A 20,875-nucleotide genomic window follows, 5' to 3' on the forward strand; every position below is an offset into this window, starting at 1 on the left:
AGCCGTGTAAACGGAGTAATACGCCTGCAATGCCGACATCGATTGTGGCTCGGGTAAGCGCGATGAAAGACTCGGTGCGTATTTCACCGCAAGAAACAGATATCCACCGTCCCTATGTTTCGGAACACTGCCGCTTTCGCCGAATTCCGGCTTATACAAGGGGCTCATATGGGACAACTCTCTGGGAAGGTCGCCATCGTTACGGGGGCGAGTTCGGGTATCGGTTATGAGTCCGCACGTCTATTCGCGCGCGAAGGCGCCAAGGTCGTGGCGGCCGCGCGGCGGCGCGATGCGCTCGATGCGCTAATCGAGGCGGTGGCCTCCGAGGGCGGCGAGGCCGTGGCCGTCGCGGGTGACGTGCGCGACGAAGGGCTGGCGAGAACGCTAGTCGAGACGGCGGTGAGCAGGTTCGGCGGGCTGGACATCGCTTTCAACAACGCCGGTGCGGTGGGCGAGGCGGCCACGTTGCCGGAGCTTTCCGTGAGCGCCTGGCGCGACGCGCTCGACGTTAACTTGACGAGTGCGTTTCTCGGTGCGAGGCATCAAATTCCGGCCATGCTCGCGCGTGGCGGCGGATCGATCATCTTCACGTCGACGTTCGTCGGCTACACGGCGGGCTTTCCCGGCATGAGCGCCTATGCGGCGAGCAAAGCGGGGCTGATTGGGCTGACGCAGGTGATCGCCACCGAGTTCGGCGCGCACGGAATCCGCGCCAACGCGCTTTTGCCGGGCGGAACCGATACGCCGATGGGCCGGGCGGTGGCGGATACGCCCGAGGCGCGTGCCTTCATCGAGAGCCTTCACGCCCTGAAGCGCTTGGCCCGGCCCGAGGAGATCGCCCGGTCCGCGCTCTACCTCGCGTCCGACGCATCGACGTTTACGACCGGCGCCGCCTTGCTCGTCGATGGCGGCGTATCGATTCAACGAGGCTGACGTGTCTGCGCGTTATGCGATGCTCCGCACGATCGCCGCCGTTCGTGCAATTTAGATCGATCGACCTATTATTCGAAATCGACGGTATCGAACGCGCAAAGCGATGCGACGCGCCGCACGCGCCGGCAATGCGGGCGGCTGGCGTGGCGGCTGGTGCGGCTTCACTGGCTCGCCAGCCAGGTGCGTAGCGTCGCGTCGCGAACGTCGAGTACGTCGAAGAGGCCGAGCGCCCGCAGCGCAGGCAGTATCGCGACGATGTCCGCCTCGGCTTGGTCGTGCTTGGCCGTATCGGCGTCGGCGTCGAGCCAGATACGCGCATTGGCGAGGAACGCGGCGACGGTACCTTTGCGTAGCAGTTGTCCGTCGATCGTAACGTGGTTGAGGGCGTCGGGAAGAACGTCTTCGGGGCGCATGTTCGCTCCTGGTCGGTTGGGAATGAAGCCAGTTTAGACGTGCTTGAGTGGCTTAGCTCCGGTATAAATGCCATTCGATACGGAGATTCGGCCATGGCCGGTCCCGGCTCATTCCTCGCGGCCGGCGTGCCCGTGACGACGATCGCGCTCGATCTCGGCGATGGTGTCGTTCGGAAAAAACGAGGGGGCCAAAATGAAACTCGATCATGCCCAAACCCTGTGCGAAAGATGCCGGCGCCCCTATGCGCCGCTCGCGGCCGTCACGATCGTGGCGCTAGCAGTCGGGTTCGCACCGGGGCGAACACAGGCGCAAGAACACATCAAAATTGGCGTGCTGGTTCCGCTTTCGGGCAGCTATCAAAGCTCGGGAACCGACATCCTGAACGGGGCCAAGCTCGCCGTGAATCACCTCAACGCAGCGGGGGGCGTGCTCGGCAAACAGCTCGAACTCGTGGAGCGGGACGACGCCTGCAATCCGGACCAGGGCGCCAACGCCGCGACCGAACTCGTCGCCGCGCGGGTCGTGGCTGTAGCGGGCGGCTACTGTTCGAGCGCGGCGTTGCCCGAGTTGCGCATCTTGCACGCGACGAAAACGCCTTACATCCTCGATGCATCGACGCACCCGGCACTCACGGAGCACGGCTGGGGCGACGTCTTTCGCACGATAGGCCGAACCGACAAACAAGGGGCCTATGCCGCAAGCTTGATGAAGGAGCTGTTGCACGCCACGCGCGTGGCTGTCGTCAATGATGGGACTGCCTATTCGCAGGGGCTCGCCAAGAGCACGGTCGACGCGCTCGCGCGCGATGGCGTCAAGGTCTCCTACGACAATGCGCTCACGCCGGGACAACGGGATTACCGGGACGTCGCCCAGGCCGCGGCCGCGTCCGGGGCCGACGTCCTGTATTTCACCGGCTACTACACCGAAGCCGCCGTGCTCGCGAAGGCGCTGCGCGCGTCGAAATCCGGCATCAAGCACCTCATGGGTAACGGTACGGCGGATCCGTCGCTAATCGCGAACGGCGGCGAAGCGGTGGAGGGGATGATCGTGACCACCTCGCCGTTGCCGCAATTCATGACGAGCCCGAATGCGAAGCGCTATATCAAGTCGTACGAAGCGGCGTTCGGGCATACCCCGGGGCCGTATTCGATCTATGAGTACGACGCGATCGGCGTGACGGCGCGGGCGATCGAGCAAGCGCACTCGGCCAAGCCCGAAGCCATAGCGGCTGCGTTGCACGAAGTCGCGGGCTATGACGGCGCAACCGGGGAGATCGCTTTCGACGAGAAAGGCGATCGCACGAAGCCAGCCTTCATCGCCGTGACGGTTCGCGGCGGCAAGTTCGAGCCGTTCGCGCGGCTCGATCCCAAACAGCATTGGGTCGCAGCGAAATAATCTCAGACGCCGCCGTCGGTACAATCCATGCCAAAATGGTATGTGATGGATATGAAATATGTATTTTTTATATGGCGTCGCCGGACCTACATTGCAGTCATTCGATACCTTCCATCGAGGAAACTGCGATGAAAAGAACGCTGTATGCCGCCTCTGCAATCGCCCCAGGGCAAGGCTTTGCACAGAAGGTCCGACAGTTCACGCCGAATTGGTTCGCCGTGACGATGGGCAACGGGATCGTGTTTCTCGTGCTTGCCGCATTGCCTTGGCATTTCGCCGGTCAGATGACGATCGCGCGAACGCTGTGGTGCTTCGATATTGTGCTGTACGCCGTATTTGCCGCCATGCTGGCGGCGCGCTGGGTCTTCTACCCCGAGACCATACGGCCCATGCTTCATCATCCGCTACAGTCCATGTTTCTCGGCGCCGTGCCGATGGGACTCGCACCGATCGTCAACGGGCTCGTGATCTTTTGTGCGCCGCATGGGGGCGATGGCGTTGCGCAACTCGCCTATCGACTCTGGTGCATCGATGCAATCGTCGGTTGTGCGGCAGCGATCGGCGTGCCCTACATGATGTTCACCGAACAGAGTCACGCATTCGAGCGCATCACGGCGGTGCTGCTGCTGCCGATCGTTGCGCCTGAAGTGGCGGCCGCGAGCGCCGCCGTGCTCGCGCCTCATATGGACCTATCGACCGCGCGCTTCATGGTCGGTGCGGGTTACGTTTTGTGGGCGATCTCGGTACCGCTCGCGTTCTCCGTTCTCACGGTCGTGTTTTTCCGCCTTGTCATCCATAAGTTGCCGCATCGCGACCTGGGACCGTCGAGCTGGCTCACGCTCGGCCCGATCGGCACCGGCGCGCTCGGTTTGCTGACGCTCGGTCAAGCCGCTCCGGGTGCCTTCGCCGGCACGCCGCTCGCCGCGGCGGCGGAGGCAGCGCGCGAGCTAGGCCTGATCGGCGCGATCCTGCTTTGGGGCGTCGGCGTCTGGTGGCTCGCCACGGCGATGCTCTTCACTGCGCGTTATCGCCGCGAAGGCTTGCCGTTCAATCTCGGATGGTGGGGGTTCACCTTTCCCCTCGGCGTATACACCGTGGCCACCTTCGGCCTGTACCGCGCAACGGACTTTGGCGCGTTCGCCGCAATCGGCGCTGTTTTGGCCGCTTTGCTGGGCGCGTTGTGGGTACTTGTCCTGTCGCGAACGCTGAGAGAGCTCGCCCAAGGAAAGCTCTTCTACGCGCCGTGCCTCGTCGCGGTGCCACAGAAGATGACGGCCTGAGCCGATCCGATCGCCAGTCACCGTGTGCGCCGGTTAGGCGCAAGCCCCCGCAGCAGTTTCGAAGGCGCCGCGATGCGGCGCTACCCGTCACGTTTCCAAGGAGATCCGTTATGACTCAGTCCGTACGCCGTGTGGCCGTTACCGGAGCAGCCGGCCAAATCGCTTATTCCCTGTTGTTCAGAATCGCGCGCGGCGACTTGCTCGGCGATGCGCAGCCCATCGCTCTTCAACTGCTCGAAGTCCCGCAAGCGCTAGAGGCGCTGCGCGGCGTAGTGATGGAGTTGGAAGACTGCGCGTTTCCGCTATTGCAGTCGATCGAAATCAGTGACGATCCATCTGTCGCCTTTCGCGATGCTGACTACGCGATGCTTGTCGGGTCGCGCCCGCGCGGGAAAGGAATGGAGCGGCGAGACCTGCTCGCCGCCAATGCGGCGATTTTCCGCACACAGGGCCTCGCGCTGAACGACGTGGCGAGCCGCGAGGTCAAGGCGCTCGTCGTCGGCAATCCGGCCAATACGAATGCGTGGGTGCTGAGACGCTATGCCCCCGATTTGCCCGCGGACGCGATTTCGGCGATGATCCGCCTTGATCACAACCGCGCAGTATCGAAGCTCGCGGCACGTTGCGGGGTCCGCGTCGATGCGGTCAGCCGCATGGCGGTATGGGGCAATCACTCGCCGACGATGTATCCGGACTATCGTTCGTCGTTGATCGACGGCCGGCGCGCGCCTGAAGTCGTGGCCGACGAGCCGTGGAATCGCGATGTATTCATCCCCGAAGTGGCGCGGCGCGGTACCGCGATCATCGAAGCACGCGGGGCATCGTCCGCTGCTTCGGCCGCCAATGCCGCCATCGATCAAATGCGCGATTGGATTCGCGGCAGCGGCGATCGGTGGGTGTCGATGAGCGTCCCGTCGGACGGTTCCTACGGTATTCCCGAGGGCTTGATGTTCGGGGTGCCGGTGATTTGCCGCAACGGTACCTACGAACGCGTCGGCGGGCTCGATATCGATGCGTTCGCGCGCGACAAAATTCACGCATCGGTGCAGGAGCTCGAAGAAGAAGCGCTCGCCGTTCAGTCGCTGCTCGCTTAGCCAAGCACGGCTAAGCGCAAGGGCCGGGGCCCGGAGACGACGCTGCGTGGCGCGTTTATGCCCGTCGCTCTGCGCCGCCGTCTCGCGCGTTGCTTTCCATGACGACCAGGTCGAACATCGCTTGGCTGCTCGGCGAGAGCGAACGCGACTTGAGCCAGACCATATGAAGAGGACGCTCGATCCGCAAGTCTTTCACTTCGATAATGGTCAACTCGCCGCGGCGCAACTCTTCCTTGACGCTCAGTGCCGACACATACGCGAGCGCACGCTTTGAAAGTAGCATGCGTTTGATGGCCTCCGTATCGCTGACGGACATCAACGGGACGATGTCGAGTCCCGCCCGGCGGTAGGCTTCTTCGACGATCGCCCGCGTGCCCGAGCCCGGCTCGCGCATGATGACGGCTTGATCGACGAGTTCTCGCGCGGCCAGCTTGCGTCCGGCGCGCGGATGCCCGGCGGCCGCGACGACTGCGATTTCATCGGAACCGATCCGGCGCGCGCTTAAGATCGAGTCGTCGAAGGGCCCTTCGATAAACCCGATCGTAAACGTCAAATCGCGCAGGCCCGCTTCGACGCGCTCCGTGTTGGTCACGGTCAAATCGATCGCCACGCGCGGATGCCGTGCATTGAAGCGCGCGACGATTTCGGGAACGTAATAGACGCCGAGCGTGCCGCTCGCCCCGATCTTCGTGTGGCCCGCGCCAAGCCCGCCTAACTCCTTTAGTTGGTTTTGCGCAGCATCGGCCAGCGTAAAAATCCGCTCGGCGTATTCGAAGAGCACCTTGCCCGCCTCGGTCAACGCTACGCCGCGCGGTAGGCGGTCGAATAAGGTCATGCCGATGCGCTCTTCCAATTCGCGGATTTCGCGCGTCACGGCCGGTTGGCTGACGCAAAGCTTTTCCGCACCGGCGCTGACGCTGCCGGCGCGTGCGACTTCGTAAAAGGCGAGCAGGTGCGTAAAGTTCATCAAGACTTCAAGTTAGGGAAAACGATGACCGCGTAGAGGCGGACGGCACGCGCGGCCATTATGCAGCAGTACGGCGGATAGGGCGGCGAGCGGTCGCCTGCGGGGACGCAATGCTATTGCCATACCTATGCGGTATACGGTGAATGGCGATCCGAAACGCTGATAAAGCGGCGGGTTAGCCCGACGCATTAAGGTTTCGATTGAGCGGGAGGAAAGTCTTGCCGCAATATGACCTGCTAAAGTTGACAGGTCACGGATCGGGGGATGGTAGGTAATGATCCGCATATTTTTGCCAAAAATGAAAATCGAGTAGCAGGGTGCATGCGCTGCCATCCGTCTGATCGTGGCGGTGCATGCCCGGCTCGCACGCAATGCGGTGCAGCTACGCGACTTGACGCTACGGTCAGATGAAAATTAATCCACTTCCACCGCTTCAATGTCTCGTGTCATTCGATGCCGCCGCGAGGCTGGGTAATTTCACACGCGCGGGTGACGAGCTCAATGTCACGCAAGGGGCCGTCAGTAAGGCGGTCATGAAATTAGAGAATTTCCTCGGAGTCGCGCTGTTCATCCGGGACGGTCACTCTTTGCGGCTCACCATGGCCGGGCAGCAATACGCGCAATTCGTCCACGAAATGCTCGTCGATTGTTCGGAGTACACGGCCAAACTGATGAAAGACCCCGGGCCGCAAGAGCTGACCATCGCGTCGGCGTCCGGCACGGCGAATATGTTTCTCATTCAACGCGTGACGTCGTTTAGCCAAGCGCATCCCGACATCACCGTGCGGATTTTGGTGCGCGACGGCCTGCTGCACCTGAATACCTCCGAATTCGACGTCGGCGTCTATTACGTGCGCGACGTCATCCCGCCCGGCCTCGCCGGCACGCGGATCATCGAGGAAGAGGTGGGAGCGTACTGCACGCCGTCTTTCTTGGGCGGCGCACTGTTGCAGCCGGATGAATTACTCGAACAAACGCTGCTCGTCGCCGACGAGCAGCAACGTCAATGGATGGGCTGGCACAACTGGCTCAAACTGACGGGCGCGAAATCCACGCGTCCGAAAAAAACGATTACATGCAACAGTTATCCGCTGTTGCTGAATCTTGCCTTGCGGGGTCAAGGGATCATTTTGGGCTGGGATAAGATGATTACGCCTCATGTGACGGCGGGGCAATTAGTGCGGGCTTCGGAGGCAACCGCCACTTACGGCGGCGCCTATCACTTGCTCTGGCCGGCCGAGCGCCGAGATACCCCCGCCGTGCGCGCGTTCAAAAACTGGATCCTCGAAAATAAATAGTCATGCGATTCGATCGCTTTTTCACATCCATTCCTTTTTGTCGGAGCAGACCGAAAATATTTCCGAGTCAGATCTAACCCGAATGCCATAGCATCTGCGACAGCAGATTCCTGAGAGAGTAGGTGACAATATTAAAGAAGGGTTTCTATGCAAAACGCATCACTGTATCTGGATAACGCCACGCCTAACGCCGAGGCCGCGAGGCGGCGAGCCGTACTGGCAGTGATTATCGGCAACGGCTTCGAATGGTTCGATTTCATTTCGTATAGCTTCTTTGCGATCATTATCGCTAAGCTGTTCTTCCCCGTCGGGGACCGCAACATTTCGCTCTTGTTGTCCGTATCGACCGTCGGCGTCGGGTTCTTGATGCGTCCGGTGGGTGGGCTCATTTTGGGTAACTTGGCCGACAAGGCGGGCCGGAAAGTGGCGCTGACGATCACCATCTTGCTCATGACGATGGGGACCGCGTTGATCAGCTTCGCGCCGACCTATCAGCAAGCCGGTTTGCTTGCGCCCGCGATCATCGTCTTGGCGCGGCTGCTGCAAGGCTTCTCCGCAGGCGGCGAAATGGGCGGCGCGACGGCGTATCTGATGGACCGCGTACCGGGGGCGCAACGCGGCTACTACACGAGTTGGATTCAAGCGAGTATCGGCTTCGCGATCATTTTGAGCGCGGCGCTCGGTACATGGATCTTGAATTATCTGTCGGCTGCGCAGATCGAGTCGTGGGGCTGGCGCGTGCCGTTCCTCGTCGGCTTGATGCTGGGTCCGGTCGGTATGTATATCCGTAGCAATCTCGTCGAGTCCGATCGGGTCGAGCGAAGCGCGGCCGAGTCGGCGCCGCTGTTCGATATCCTGCGCAACGGTGGGTTGCCGATCTTGCTCGGCTTCGGCTTGGTGATTTTCTGGACCGTCTGTTCGTACGTGCTGCTGTTCTATATCCCCACGTATGCGGTCAAGGCGCTGAAGCTGCAATCGTCGGCCGGGTTCATCGCAGTGCTCGTCGGGGCGAGCATCGTGCTGGTCGTGACGCCTTTCATCGGTCACCTGTCGGATCGGTTCGGACGCAAGCCGTTTCTGGTGGGCGCGACCATTGCCGCGATCGTGCTCGCGTACCCGCTGTTCGCCTATATCAACCGGCAGCCGAGCCTCGCTTCGCTGATGTTGTTCCAGTTGGTATTCGGTCTCGTGATCGCATGCTACGAAGGTCCGGTGCTGGCCGCGATCAGCGAGCTGTTTCCGGCGCGTATTCAGTCGACCGGTATTTGTATCGCGTACAACCTCGCGGTGATTACGTTCGGCGGTTTTTCCGCCACGATCATCACCTGGGCGATCGCGTCGACGCATAACAACCTGGCACCGGCGGTTTATGTGATCGTCACCGCATCGTTGAGCTTGGTAGCCGCTATCGCGTGGCGGCCCGCGCCGGCACATGAATTGAGCTGATCGGCTCATTGAACGGCGGGAGTGCGCAAAGCTTCGCCGCATTCCCGCCCGTACAGTCGATCACGGCGGCTTCTTTCGAGCGGCCTTCGGCTGCGAGATGTGCGTGACGCAAGCCGGCACGTTCACGAGTAGGCCACGCGCGCGCTTTTATTTTTGACGAAGTCGCGCATTTCGACTCGGCACGCGAGCAGTCCATCCACCGCGTTGCTTAATCCGCAACGATGCCGATTATTTCGCTTAACGAATCCAAAATAAGTGAATTCACTTTGAAAATGGGCACGTCATACCGAATCAGCTACCGAGTCCATAGGCGCGAGCGGCCGATGCTATCCGCACAAGATCGGCATATCGAAGACGGCACCGCGCCCGTGGAGGAAATGTCGCGAGCGGATCTTATCGATTATGCGCGGGGGCTCGATGTCGCCCTTGCACGCTTGACGGCACAACACGTCAAGCCGCTCAGCCGGGCCATCAAGCTTGCGCGGGAGAGCGCCTGCGATGGAGAGTTGGGCGTGACGACGCGATTCGATGCGTCGACGTCCGACGAAGCCGGCTATGGCAGCGCGTTCGACGTCGTATTCGAAATCGCAAGACAGGCTATCCGGCGCGCGCAAACCGATAGGGAAGTGGAGCGGCAATTCGCGAAGCTCCATCCGGATGCGGCCGCGACGCTGGTGGCGTTGCGCCGGCACGCGTTGCGCGAGGCAAAGGATTGGCCCGATGCCGCTCGGCGCGGCTACGAACGCACTATCTTGGCCGAAGCCGGCGCCAATGACGTGGCGAGCGTTTAATTGCGGGTGGCTTTGCACCTTGGGACGCGTGCGTCAACAGCCGCTGCGGCGCATCGGGCGTCGTCGTTGGACGCGACGTGCGATCAACTTCGTGCCCGCGCGCGCGGTGAAGGGAGTAATGAGCCGTTGAACGATCTAGGACGTTGCAGATGACCAAGACCCAATGCGTTGCGCCGATCTCCGGCGCCCGAGGGTTCGTCGTGCCGGCGAGCGACATGGCGAACGACATCGATATGCCGAGCGACGCGCGGCCCGCGCTGTTGCGTTCTTTGCGTGCGCATGCCGATGCCGTTTCTCACCTCGGGGCGAAAACGATGGTGCTCAGCCGGTTCATGGATGCGGCATTGCCGCATTTGACGGCGGTGCAGCGTCAAGCTATTGCCGCTTTATTACGGCGCGCCATGCAAGAGGCGATTGCCGAGGCCGATGAAGGCGAGCGATCGGCGCTGCACTACACGACCCTGCGCAATTACACCGATACCGTGCTCGGTTTGCTCGAAGAGCGGGGCGGCGACGCACCCTGCGCTCGGATTTGTTGAACGATCGAATGAAAGCGTTGCGCCCGGCGACGGACGTATCCCCGGGCGTTTGAGCCGCGCATTGAGGCTGCGAACCGCGACCGATCAATAGTGAACGACGGTGCGGATCGACTTGCCTTCGTGCATGAGATCGAACGCCTCGTTGATCTCGGCAAGCGTCTTGGTGTGCGTGACGAACGGCGCGAGCTGAATCTTGCCTTCCATCGCATCTTCGACCATGCCCGGCAACTGCGAGCGTCCCTTCACGCCGCCGAAGGCGGTGCCCAGCCAGCGCCGGCCGGTAACGAGCTGGAACGGGCGAGTCGAAATCTCTTGCCCGGCACCTGCCACGCCGATAATGACCGACTGTCCCCAGCCACGATGCGCGCATTCGAGCGCGGCGCGCATGACGTTGACATTGCCGATGCATTCGAAGCTGTGGTCCACGCCCCAGCCCGTCATCTCCACGATCACTTGTTGGATCGGCTTCTCGTGATCCTTCGGGTTCACGCAATCGGTCGCTCCGAACACTCGGGCGAGGTCGAACTTACCGGGGTTCGTGTCGATCGCGATGATGCGCCCAGCCTTGGCGAGTTTCGCGCCCTGAATGACGGCCAAGCCGATGCCGCCCAAGCCGAATACGGCCACGGTATCGCCTTCCTGCACCTTAGCCGTGTTCTTGACGGCGCCGAGCCCCGTGGTGACGCCGCAGCCGAGCAGGCATACCTGCTCGGGGTTGGCGTTCGGGTTGATCTTGGCCAGCGACACTTCGGCGACGACCGTGTATTCGCTGAACGTGGAGCAGCCCATGTAGTGATAGATCGGCTGGCCGTTGTAGCTGAAGCGCGTCGTGCCGTCGGGCATCACGCCTTTGCCCTGCGTGGCGCGCACGGCCACGCACAGATTCGTCTTGCCGCTCTTGCAGAACAAGCACTCGCCGCATTCCGCGGTGTAGAGCGGAATGACGTGATCGCCCGGCTTGACGCTGGTCACGCCTTCGCCGACTTGCACGACGATACCCGCGCCCTCATGGCCGAGCACGGCGGGGAAGAGCCCTTCGGGATCGTCGCCGGAAAGCGTGAAGGCATCGGTATGGCACACGCCCGTATGCGTGATCTTCACTAGCACTTCGCCCTTGCGAGGCGGTTCGACGTCGATCTCGACGATTTCGAGGGGTTTGCCGGGCCCGAATGCAACGGCGGCACGTGATTTCATCTCAGTCCTTTGGGCGAAAGAAGGGAAGGTCAGCGAACCGGTTCGACGGCCGCTGCACGAGGTCAACGAAGATATGAGCGCACAAGAGCGACGACATCGTCGATCGATCCTTGTTGCGCGCCGTTCGCTTGCGCGACATGCGAAAACTCTTCTCGGAGGTGGCTCTCGAGAACACCCGCCATCAACCCGTTGATCGCGCCGCGCACGGCCGCGATCTGCTGAAGAATCGGGCCGCAGTCCGCGCCTTCCTCGAGCGCGCGCTCGAGCGCGTCGATCTGCCCTCGCACGCGGCGGACGCGGGCAAGGACGCGCTTTTTCTCTTCGACGGTATGCGGCATGATCGGTTTCGGGTACTGGGGGGTAGTACACGGTAGCACGACTCGGGACGGCCGCCAAGCGCCTGCTCATGCTAAATTCTCGTCCTTCACGCGTCGGGGGCCGCCCCCGCTCCCGCATTGCGCCTAAATAAAAACGATCGACGAAAAGATGCCCGCGACGAGTCGTCTCCCTTTCGCCCGCACCCGAGAGCGCGAAGCGCGCGGCTCGGGCTGCTACGGTGCACGTATGTCCCTGGCTGTTGCCATGCTGGCCGCAACGTTGCTATGCGGTGCGTGCGGCAAGCATCCGGCGGCTGACGGCGAGTCCGTCGCCTCCGGTACGGCGGCATCGGACACGCAAGCCGTCGCGCACTCGCCCGATTTGAAACGCGCGAATCTCATGCGTACGGTGTTCCCCGCCTGGGAGGACACCCAAAAGGGCGATAGGCGTATCGTCGACGTCGAGGTCCCTAACCGGGACGATCACGGACGTCTGACGAAAACGCTTGGCGAGAGCCGATTCGACGTCTCGCCGCGCGAGGTCGTGCGACTCGACGATACGCACGCGGTCATGCTCACCGAGGGCGTCGAGGTGACTGATGCCGGAGAGCGTGACGACTCGTATGCATCGGGCGCTTGGCTCGGGGCGTACTTTTTTGTGCGGCAGGGCTCGGGCTGGGTGCTCGATAAGCGTATCGACGGTGTCGATTACGGCGGCGTCGCCGGAAGCTACGGCGAGAGCCGCGTCGTGCGTCTATCGCCGAGCGAGTTCGGTCTCGTGCTGACTTCGGGCGGCTGTTGGCAGGGCTATTGCGGCTCGTGGGCGTCGGTGTATGGCATCTCGCGCGGAGAGGTCCGTTCGCTCGTCGATACGCTACGCGTGGCGGCCGACAATCTCGGTGCGACGGAAGATTGCGAGCCTCTTTTGAAGAACGCGGCGGCGCCTGCATCCGGCGCCGCGACGCCACCGGCACAACCGGCACAACCCGTTAGCGATGTCCGCGACGAGGCGCCGGATACGCCGCAGTGCTTCAACGTCGTTGGAAAGTTGGAGATCGCGCAAGGCAAGGAGGCACCGGGCGATCTGCGTATCGCATTCACGGGGGCGGAGACGGTTGGGAAGGGCAAGGCGGTGCGCGACGTCGACGACGTCGCCGTCTATCGCCTAAAAAACGGCCGGTATGCGCTGAGCGAGGGTAGCAATCCCGTTCCGGCTTTCTAGCATGCGGGCCGTCTCGATCGCAGGCACGCCGGCCGGCAACGTTTTATAGGCAAGCTTTGAACATGGACAATCTCGGCGATATTCGGCTCTTCGTTGAGGCGGCCCTCCAAGGCAGCCTCTCGGCGGCGGGCCGCAAGCTCGGTCTGTCGCCCGCGGCGGCGAGCGCGCGGCTCGTGAAGCTCGAAAGTCAATTGCATACGCAGTTGTTCGAACGCTCGACCCGCATGCTCAGACTGACCGACGAAGGACGCATGTATCTGGCGCATTGCCAGCATGCGCTGCAAACGCTGGACGACGCGCGCGCCGCGCTTCAACTCGGGCGTGCCTCCGTCAGCGGTGCGTTGCGCGTATCGGCGACGTCGGACTTCGGGCGCTCGGTGTTGCGGCACTGGCTCGATGAATTCAATGCGCTGCATCCCCAAGTGAATTTCACGTTGGTGTTGTCCGATTCGCTTTCCCATTTGCTGCAAGACGACATCGATCTGGCCATTCGCTTCGGCGTGCCCACCGATAGCGCGATGATCGCCAAACGATTGGCCGACAATCGCCGCGTGCTATGCGCATCGCCCGAGTACATCGACGCGCGCGGCATGCCGAGCCATCCCGACGAGCTGCGCGCGTGGGACTTCGTGTTGTTGACGTCGGCGGCCGGCATTGCCAATCAATGGCAGTTCGAGCAAGGCGGCGAATCGGTGGGTTTCACGGCGCCTATCGAGCGCGCGCGGCTGACTAACGACGGCGCGATCGCGCGCGAATGGGCCGTCGAGGGACGGGGCGCGGTGATGAAGTCGATTTGGGACGTCGGGGCCGATCTGCACGCAGGCAAGCTCAAGATCGTCGCGCCGCAGTGGCGGTGCCCCGATGCGCCCGTCCATGCGTTGTTCCAGCGCAGTCAGTACATGGCGCCGAGAGTGCGCGCGCTACTCGATTTTCTCGAGCAGCGTTTCGCCGAAGCGGCGCAAGGGCTGACGCCGTTTCTGAGTTGATCTGAGCTGAGCGTCGCGCCGGCGGCAACGCGCGCGCTCAACGCGGTGCTCGATCGTCGTCGCGCGGGGCGGGGCGCACCGTTTGCAAGGCGCCATCGGTCACATAGGGGATCAGCCCCAACGCCCGGGTTTGTTCGATGCTCGAGCGTGCACAGGCGTCGTCTCCGGGGGCGCAATAGTCGATGGCGACCACAGGCAGCTTGTATTGATCGCGTACGATGCGCGCCTGGCCGAGGAGCCAAGCACGGTCGTTATCGGGCACGGCCACATAGCGCTGATGAGACTGGTCCCAGCCGTTGAACAGCGATTCGAACGCGATCGCCTCGACATCGTCATGCACGTCGGGCAGCAACTCGAAGCCCCGATTCAGAATCAGCCGTGCCTGCGGGTAACGCTTCTTGATGGCGCGGATCACGCGCACGATACCTTCGCGCTGCCGCTCGCGCGACGCATCGGTTTTCGCGGCCAGTTGATACGAATCGAGCGTGTCGAGAAAAAAGCCGCGGTAGCCGCGATCCCACAACGGATCGATGACGTGCCGCACAAAGAACGCCGGCCAGCCGGGCACGCTTTGGTCGACGATATGCGAACGCCAGGCGGTGTTGTGTCCGACGAACCACTCGGCCGGAATGTCCCGGTAGTAGCGGCGGTGCGGCGTGACCTCTCCCACGCTCGCATAGGCATACCAGCGCGTGTCGGGCAGGGGATGCTCGCGCGGTACGAATCCGCTGTCGGCTTCGAGTACCGCGATGCCGTAGCCCGACAACGCCTCCACGGGCGGCGTGGTGCCGTAGTAAAAGGCGACTCCGCGCTGGACGTCGCCGGCCGGCGCATCGGCCCACGCCGGCACGGCACCGAACACGGCGCGCAGTGCGAGCGCAATCCAGGCGGCGCGAGCCGGGCGAGCGAAGAATCGAACGAGGGGCGTGGCGAAGGACATGAGCTGAGAACGGATGGGCGTGCGTTTCATCGGTCGGCGAAGGCGTTTCTGTCACGAGCGCAGCATGTAGGTTTCGTATTCGAGCGAAGCGAATTTCGCATCGAGCATTCGCACGGCGACGATCACGACGATCACGAGCGCGGCGGCGAATCCGTAGCCGTACGTACTGGGACCGAGCCAGAGCGAGACGCCGGTCAGCGCGCCGTTCAGCACGACGAACGCGCTCGTCAGCCGCAGCACGGCGATGCGCGCGTCGAGATAGAAGAAGACGTTGAGCAGCCCGAGGAACAGCACTTGGAGGCTCGCCGAGATCACGTCGACGAGCAGCAGCGGCAGATACAGCGTCGAAATGCCGAGCGCCGAGAGCAGCGGGGCGCCGAACGAGACGATCAGCAGCAGTACGACGGATTGCACTTTGATGATTTCGTAGAGCCCGGTGCGCACGCTCCGTACCATCATGTCTCGCATGTCGTTGATACGACGTAGCGTCGCCCCCGTGCGTACGGCATCGTAGAACGCGTCGTAGTATTCGGCGAAGTCGGCTTCGATCCGTACGAGGAAGGTCGCCATGGCCGGCATCACGCAAACATAGGCGATGAATACGGGAATGTCGTAGATGATCGACGCATTGAACCAGCCGATCACACGGCTACCGGTACCGGGGGCATACCAAAAGACGATCTTGTCGATCCAAATGCCGAGGTTGAACTGCAAGCCGACGAATGCGAGGCTCGGATAGGCCATGCGCCGATGGAATACCTCGAACGACATGAAGCGCGGACTGCGATAGTGTCGATGCACGAGCGCGGATAGGCTCAGCAGCAGCACCCAGTGGCCGACGACGAAACCGCCGAGCAACCCGGTTAAACCGTAGTGCGCAAATGCCAAGGCGAGCACGACCACGAACGTATAGCCGACGGCGAACGACGACAGGATCTGCCAGTATTGCTTGACGCTCGACAGGAAAATCACGGCGATCCAGATATTGCTGACGATGACGAAGCCCGCCACCATCAATATTCGGTAGTGCAGCGATTGATCGCGGAAGCCGAGCAGCATCACGGCCGTCGAAAACGCCCCGGCCACGAGCGTCGTCACCAGCAGCATGGCGTGATAGTTCGGCAGAACGAGGTCGTCGCGTTTCTCGAACAATCGATCGGACACGAAGCGCGTGAACGATAGCTGAATCGGCCCCGTTAGGATCAAGCTGAACGCGATCATATAAGTGACCGACACCTGAAACTGCGTAATCAGGATCGTCGGTACGACGACCGTCAGCGTCAGCAAGCCGATGACTAAAATGCCGAAGATCGACAGGATCAGCGGTCCGGAGCTGATCAGCGCGGCGTAGACGTAGGCGCGCGTTACCCCGGTCAGCGTATCGCGCCGCATGATTTTGCGCAGTTCGAATCCGATCCCGGCCATTAACGGCTCCTAAACGAAAAGCGGCGCGGCGCCACGCTCGCGGACGTGTGCTCGAACGGGCAGCGCGTGGCGACGGTGCCGGCGTCCGTGCTGGGCCCCCTATCGGGCGATGCCGCCGCGCATTCGTAGATCCGGCGATAGCGGTCGATCATCTGGTGCTTGGCGTAGTAGCGCTGAACGCGTTCGAGCCCGGCCCGTTGCGCGTCTTGCCAGAGCGTGTCGTTCGTCAGCAGCGTCAGCGCCGCTTGCGAGAAGGCACCGGGATTCGCGATCGGCACGACCGCGCCGGCGACGCCGAGCGCGCGATCCTCGGGGCTGAAGCCCTCGATCAGTTCGCGGCACGCACCGACGTCGGTCGTGATCGCCGGCACGCCCGCGGCGAATCCCTCCAGTACGACGAGGGGCAATGCTTCGCTGATCGAACTCAGCGCGACCAGGTCGATCTTCGGCAATACGTCGGGGATGCGCTGGAAGCCGAGAAAGCGCACGTTCGCATCGAGCCCGAGGCTTTGCACGAGCGCGCGGCACTCGTGCGCATAGGCGCGGTCTTCTTCCTCGGGACCTACGATCCACCCTTCGATCTCGGGCATCGTGCGCGTAGCGATGAAGATGGCCCGGATAAACGTCTTGATGTCCTTGATCGGCACGACGCGGCCGATCAGGGCCACGACGCGCCGGGGCCTTCCGATGTCGCGTTGCCCAAGCAGGGGACGCAGACCCGCCACGTCGATGCCGTTCGGGATCGTGCGCGTAAGCTCGGGGCGCGCGCCGTCCGCGACTTGCCGCAAGCGGTTGCCTTCGTAGAGTGCGACGATTTCCTGCGCGGCGCCGTACGCCAAGGCGCCGAGCGCCTCGAAAAAACGGACCCACAATTCGCGGAAGTAGCTGACGTTCGAGACGTCGCGTTCGAACAAGCCGCGGTTGTCGCGGATCCACCGGCTTTGCAGCAGGTCGATCTTGCGTTCCTTCGTATATATTCCGTGTTCGCTGACGATCAACGGGCGCCCGGTGCGGTAATGCATGAGCGCGCCGAGATAGCCCGCGTAGCCGGTGGAAACCGTGTGATAGACGCGGGCCCGCAGCGTGCCCGCCGCGACGCGCGCAAGCTGCCACAGCGGCTTGTGCATGATCCGCACGGTCCAGAAGTAATCGGTAAACGAGGGGTCCGTGCAGTGCTGCGTGTATTGCTCCTCGATGAATCGCCATGCTTCGCGGCTATGCAGGAACTGCGCTTCGCTCAACGCGCCGTCGCTGCCGAGCATCGGGAGCAAGTCGGCCATCATCGTGCCGATCTCCGTATGCGAGCGGGCCTCGCGCAGCGCTTGGTGAAATTGCGCGGAGCGTGCGAACGCGGCGGCGTCGCCGGCCACTTCCCGGGGCGGGCGCGCATCGGCATTCGCACTCTCGTAGAGATAATGGGCCTCGAAATGAACGACGTTGTCCGGCAGCGCGTACGCGGCGCCCGCATAGTCTTCCTGCCGGCTGCCGATGAAGACGATGCCGAAACGCGTGTCCGGATAGGCGCGGATCATTTCGTTGACCCAGCTCGATACGCCGCCGCGAACATAGGGGAACGTGCCTTCGAGCAGGAGGCAGACGTCGGCGTCCGCGGCGCGTCGGTTTAGCGGCGAGTTCATGAGATCCAATAATCGACGACGGGCTTGAGCGCGGGTGCGGCCGCCCCGTGCGCGAGCGCCGCCGCAAGTTCGGCCGTGCGGGTATGGCGCCGTTGCAGGAAGGCGACTTCGGCGAGCCACGGCAGCAGCCGCTCGCGCGGAAAGCCGAGCGCGCCCGCGCGTTCGAGCAGCGGCGCGGCCGCATCGGGTTGATGCCGAGCGAGCGCGAGGCGGGCCCGCAAAAGCCACAGCGCCGCGTCGCGCTCGCCGCCGGGCAACGCCTGCGCTTGCTGCGCATGTTCGTCGGCCTGTTTCAGAGTGTGCTGGTAGACATCGCCTTGCGCGAGTTGCTGATAGACCAATTCGAAGTGCAATTCGGCGAGCCGGCGATGCAACGCGCGCCGCTCGTCGTCGCTCGTCGTCACACGCAGGGCATCCTTGCTGTCGGAAATCTTGCGGACGATTTCGTTTTCGGCTTGGTCCAGCGTGCCGTAAGCCAGCAAGCGCAGATCGTCGACGGGGTCCGCTAGGAGTTCGCGCAGCAGGGCACCGGTGGTATGGGTCGGCAAACCTTGAATCGCAACCAGTGCGGCAAGCCGGTCGCTCGTGGCCGCGCGCGTGTTCGCGAGCCGCGACTGCACGCGCGCGCCGCTACCGTGCGCCACGCGCGAGACGAGGTAGCTCACGAATTCCGGGCGGCCGACGATGCCCGCATCGCGCAGGCTGCGCCGCATCGGCATCCACTTGCCCCAGGCCGCAGCCAAAACTTCGATCAAGCCGCCGACACACGGTACGAGCATGCACGCGAGCCACAGGTGCAGCAGTACGGTGCGCCGTGGCTCGCGCAACGGCTCGGGCAGCAAGCGCCGGAATGCGACGGCTTCGGCAACGGCCACGATGGCTTGCAACGCAAGCAACGCCACGAGCGGATCGGCGAAGCGTCCCGCATGCAGCGCGCCGACGATCGCCGCGGCCTGCAAGAGCGCGGCTCCCGCAACGGCGATTCCCGTGACGAGGCGTTCGCGGGTTTCAAGCATGGGCATCCGCCCGTTGCACGAGACCGGCCAGGTTCGCACCTGTCGACACCGCGTTCACATGTAGCGTATGCACGCCGATACCGGCGCGGTCGAAGTCGGTATCGAACTGGCTCTGCAAGTTCGATTCGATGCGTGCCAAGTAGCCTTCGATACCGGCCGAATCCGTCAGCGGCATCAAGTTGATCAACACGGACCGACGCTCGGTTTGCAGCGGCCACGCGAGGTCGAGCGAACGGCCCCGGCGTAGCACGTGCTCGAACAGCGAGTCATGTTCTTCGTCGCGCCGGAACGAGAGCGCGACCACCGAGGAGTCGATGCCGCTCGTGCGTTGCAGCCGCGCCAGGCGCGCGTATTCGAGCGCAAACTCGAGCGGGCAGCCCGGCACCGCATCGAGCACCGCGCGCACGACGCGCGAATGCTCGACGCCGTCGCCGTAATAGCCGAGCAGCACGAGCATCATTTGCAGGTTGTCGTAATTCAACGACAGAAACGGCATTTTTTCGATGACCAATAGCGCGAGCAGCGTGTCGTCGGCCGAGAGCAACGGGGCGCATACGAGGTAGCGGCTCTCGTGCGCGCTCGCATGCTCCGACTTCAGGTGCGCGAGCTTGGCCGTATCGAGCGCGAGTCTAACGAGCGGGTCGCTCGCAACGAGGTCGGGAGCGGCACCGACGGTCGCGAGCGCTTGGCGGCCGAGCTTGCCGCCGCGTACGGGATAGAGCGCGGCCACTTCGACCTGGCAGGCGCGCGCGACGTACTCGAGCAAGCGTGCAGCACCGGGCAGCGGCGTACGCTCGGCGGAGTCGGGCGCGAGCGACAGCCGGCGCAGCTCGGTGATCGAGTCGCGCAAGGTGGTGGGGCGCGTCAACAGGTCTTTCTCGAGCCGCTCGTGCGAGAGCCGTAATAGGTAGTGATTGTTCGTCAGGGCGGCGAGCCGGTCGTTCAGGTAATCGTTGATCGAGGCGGCGCGTGTCGTGCGCGCGGCCCATGTGTCGCCGAAATGACCCGTGACGATCACCTGAATCAGCCCACCCGCGAAGTAGGCGCTCGGCCATGCGGCGCCCGCGGGATACAACACTTGCCATTCGGCGGCTAGAAGCAGCCCCGAGCCTACGCCCACCAACACGCCGTAGCGTAATGCGATGACGGTCGGCACGAGCCATAGCCAAGGGAAATTACCGTGCAAGAGCAGAGGATCGCGGTGATCGAGCGCCCAGGCGAAGGCCAGTACCGCGAAGGTGAACGCCGCGCTTTCCAAGATCGCGAACGGGCGCTGGGCCGCGGGCGCCAGCATGCGCCGCAGCCTGCCCAAGTTGCCGAGCGGCGCCGCGCGGCGCGTGTTGTGCGCGCCGGCGGCGGAAGTTTTCGCGTCCATGACGTTCCCGGCCATCGGTGCTTTAGCCGCGCGCCGCGAGCGGCGCGAGCATCTTGCCGATCAGGCTCTGCGCCACGCCGCCGAGCGAGGAGCGGCTCCAGCCGCCCCGGTTGCCCGTCCCGCTCCAGACCACTTTGCCCGATTCGACGTCGCGCAACTCGAACGTCATGCCGACCACCGGTTCGCCGTCCACGCCCACTTTGTACCGCCATTCTTCGACCGCGCCCGACAAGGCATATCGCGCATGATGGGCACGCGCCCAGCCAAGCGCCTTCTCGCGATCGGGTTGGCTCGTCGCGTCGAACGGATCGCCGCCCGGATTCGCGGGCATGCTGTCGACGGTGGCGATTCCCAATTTGCGCAACGCGTTCGCAGCCATCGATTGTGCTGCGCTGCCGGCGTCGGGCGTCTCCGTGTAGTTGGCGATCGGCAGCACCGCGACGGTGTCGGTCGCATGAAGCCGGGGCGACGACGTGACGTCGATCGACGCGCACGCGCTCGCAGCGAGCACGCCGGCCGCGGCGAGCGTCCATCCGACGGTTCTGCGGATTCGCTCGAAACAATTCATGTCGTTTTCCTTGTGTTGGTCATTCGAAATTCCCCAGG

The 20,875-nt window shown here is 63.3% G+C and carries 20 protein-coding genes; 10 read left to right on the top strand and 10 right to left on the bottom strand.

What is annotated here, in order from left to right:
• The first annotated feature begins 168 nt into the window (after window positions 1-168).
• Window positions 169-933 carry an SDR family oxidoreductase gene (locus AB1286_RS19220; RefSeq protein WP_430364753.1) on the top strand — a complete coding sequence of 255 codons (765 nt, stop codon included), beginning with the start codon at window positions 169-171 and terminating at the stop codon, window positions 931-933.
• Between the two features lie 161 nt (window positions 934-1,094).
• Here AB1286_RS19220 and AB1286_RS19225 read toward each other — a convergent pair whose 3' ends face one another.
• Window positions 1,095-1,346 carry a hypothetical protein gene (locus AB1286_RS19225; protein WP_430364754.1) on the bottom strand — a complete coding sequence of 84 codons (252 nt, stop codon included), beginning with the start codon at window positions 1,344-1,346 and terminating at the stop codon, window positions 1,095-1,097.
• Window positions 1,347-1,539: 193 nt separating this feature from the next.
• Here AB1286_RS19225 and AB1286_RS19230 point away from each other — a divergent pair, with 193 nt between their 5' ends.
• The 3 genes from AB1286_RS19230 (at window position 1,540) to AB1286_RS19240 (ending at window position 5,116) form a co-directional block, all read left to right on the top strand.
• Window positions 1,540-2,742 (top strand): branched-chain amino acid ABC transporter substrate-binding protein, encoded by a 1,203-nt coding sequence (locus AB1286_RS19230; RefSeq protein WP_430364755.1) that lies wholly within the window; start codon window positions 1,540-1,542, stop codon window positions 2,740-2,742.
• Between the two features lie 128 nt (window positions 2,743-2,870).
• Window positions 2,871-4,022 carry a TDT family transporter gene (locus AB1286_RS19235; RefSeq protein WP_430364756.1) on the top strand — a complete coding sequence of 384 codons (1,152 nt, stop codon included), beginning with the start codon at window positions 2,871-2,873 and terminating at the stop codon, window positions 4,020-4,022.
• Window positions 4,023-4,132: 110 nt separating this feature from the next.
• Window positions 4,133-5,116, top strand: coding sequence for a malate dehydrogenase (locus AB1286_RS19240; RefSeq protein WP_430364757.1), 984 nt, complete (start codon window positions 4,133-4,135; stop codon window positions 5,114-5,116).
• Between the two features lie 55 nt (window positions 5,117-5,171).
• Here AB1286_RS19240 and AB1286_RS19245 read toward each other — a convergent pair whose 3' ends face one another.
• Entirely contained in the window at window positions 5,172-6,083 is a 912-nt protein-coding gene (locus AB1286_RS19245; RefSeq protein WP_430364758.1) for a LysR family transcriptional regulator, read from the bottom strand.
• A 407-nt stretch (window positions 6,084-6,490) separates the two neighbouring features.
• Here AB1286_RS19245 and AB1286_RS19250 point away from each other — a divergent pair, with 407 nt between their 5' ends.
• From AB1286_RS19250 to AB1286_RS19265, 4 genes are all read left to right on the top strand, one after another.
• Window positions 6,491-7,381, top strand: a complete 891-nt coding sequence (locus AB1286_RS19250; RefSeq protein WP_430364759.1) for a LysR substrate-binding domain-containing protein — start codon at window positions 6,491-6,493, stop codon at window positions 7,379-7,381.
• 147 nt (window positions 7,382-7,528) lie between these two features.
• The gene (locus tag AB1286_RS19255; protein ID WP_430364760.1) at window positions 7,529-8,827 is read left to right on the top strand and encodes an MFS transporter; all 1,299 of its coding nucleotides are present in this window, start codon (window positions 7,529-7,531) and stop codon (window positions 8,825-8,827) included.
• 323 nt (window positions 8,828-9,150) lie between these two features.
• Window positions 9,151-9,618 (top strand): hypothetical protein, encoded by a 468-nt coding sequence (locus AB1286_RS19260; RefSeq protein WP_430364761.1) that lies wholly within the window; start codon window positions 9,151-9,153, stop codon window positions 9,616-9,618.
• A gap of 149 nt (window positions 9,619-9,767) precedes the next feature.
• A complete protein-coding gene (locus AB1286_RS19265; protein WP_430364762.1) occupies window positions 9,768-10,157 on the top strand; it encodes a hypothetical protein in 390 nt (129 codons plus the stop codon).
• A gap of 84 nt (window positions 10,158-10,241) precedes the next feature.
• Here the strand turns inward: AB1286_RS19265 and AB1286_RS19270 are convergent, their stop codons facing one another.
• Window positions 10,242-11,351: an S-(hydroxymethyl)glutathione dehydrogenase/class III alcohol dehydrogenase gene (locus tag AB1286_RS19270; protein WP_430364763.1), complete on the bottom strand. Its 1,110-nt coding sequence runs from the start codon at window positions 11,349-11,351 to the stop codon at window positions 10,242-10,244.
• Window positions 11,352-11,413: 62 nt separating this feature from the next.
• Window positions 11,414-11,689 carry a formaldehyde-responsive transcriptional repressor FrmR gene (gene frmR, locus AB1286_RS19275; protein WP_430364764.1) on the bottom strand — a complete coding sequence of 92 codons (276 nt, stop codon included), beginning with the start codon at window positions 11,687-11,689 and terminating at the stop codon, window positions 11,414-11,416.
• Window positions 11,690-11,915: 226 nt separating this feature from the next.
• Between frmR and AB1286_RS19280 the strand changes: the two genes are divergently transcribed.
• Both AB1286_RS19280 and AB1286_RS19285 read left to right on the top strand, forming a co-directional pair.
• Window positions 11,916-12,890: a hypothetical protein gene (locus AB1286_RS19280; protein WP_430364765.1), complete on the top strand. Its 975-nt coding sequence runs from the start codon at window positions 11,916-11,918 to the stop codon at window positions 12,888-12,890.
• A 62-nt stretch (window positions 12,891-12,952) separates the two neighbouring features.
• Complete coding sequence (locus tag AB1286_RS19285; protein ID WP_430364766.1) at window positions 12,953-13,876, top strand: LysR family transcriptional regulator; 924 nt, start codon at window positions 12,953-12,955, stop codon at window positions 13,874-13,876.
• Window positions 13,877-13,913: 37 nt separating this feature from the next.
• Here the strand turns inward: AB1286_RS19285 and AB1286_RS19290 are convergent, their stop codons facing one another.
• From AB1286_RS19290 to AB1286_RS19315, 6 genes are read right to left on the bottom strand one after another with little or no spacing between them, the layout of a single operon-like run.
• Window positions 13,914-14,846 carry an endo alpha-1,4 polygalactosaminidase gene (locus AB1286_RS19290; protein WP_430364767.1) on the bottom strand — a complete coding sequence of 311 codons (933 nt, stop codon included), beginning with the start codon at window positions 14,844-14,846 and terminating at the stop codon, window positions 13,914-13,916.
• Between the two features lie 21 nt (window positions 14,847-14,867).
• The gene (gene pelG, locus AB1286_RS19295; RefSeq protein ID WP_430364768.1) at window positions 14,868-16,241 is read right to left on the bottom strand and encodes an exopolysaccharide Pel transporter PelG; all 1,374 of its coding nucleotides are present in this window, start codon (window positions 16,239-16,241) and stop codon (window positions 14,868-14,870) included.
• Entirely contained in the window at window positions 16,241-17,878 is a 1,638-nt protein-coding gene (gene pelF / locus AB1286_RS19300; RefSeq protein WP_430364769.1) for a GT4 family glycosyltransferase PelF, read from the bottom strand. Before pelF ends, pelG begins: the two co-directional genes overlap by 1 nt.
• On the bottom strand, window positions 17,875-18,894 hold the full coding sequence (locus tag AB1286_RS19305; RefSeq protein ID WP_430364770.1) for a hypothetical protein: 1,020 nt from the start codon (window positions 18,892-18,894) through the stop codon (window positions 17,875-17,877). Before AB1286_RS19305 ends, pelF begins: the two co-directional genes overlap by 4 nt.
• Window positions 18,887-20,269: a PelD GGDEF domain-containing protein gene (locus AB1286_RS19310; RefSeq protein ID WP_430364771.1), complete on the bottom strand. Its 1,383-nt coding sequence runs from the start codon at window positions 20,267-20,269 to the stop codon at window positions 18,887-18,889. Before AB1286_RS19310 ends, AB1286_RS19305 begins: the two co-directional genes overlap by 8 nt.
• Before the next feature lie 22 nt (window positions 20,270-20,291).
• Window positions 20,292-20,837 carry a penicillin-binding protein activator LpoB gene (locus tag AB1286_RS19315; protein ID WP_430364772.1) on the bottom strand — a complete coding sequence of 182 codons (546 nt, stop codon included), beginning with the start codon at window positions 20,835-20,837 and terminating at the stop codon, window positions 20,292-20,294.
• Between the last annotated feature and the right edge of the window lie 38 nt (window positions 20,838-20,875).

The organism is Trinickia sp. NRRL B-1857 (assembly GCF_050470685.1).
Taxonomy (GTDB): Bacteria; Pseudomonadota; Gammaproteobacteria; order Burkholderiales; family Burkholderiaceae; genus Trinickia.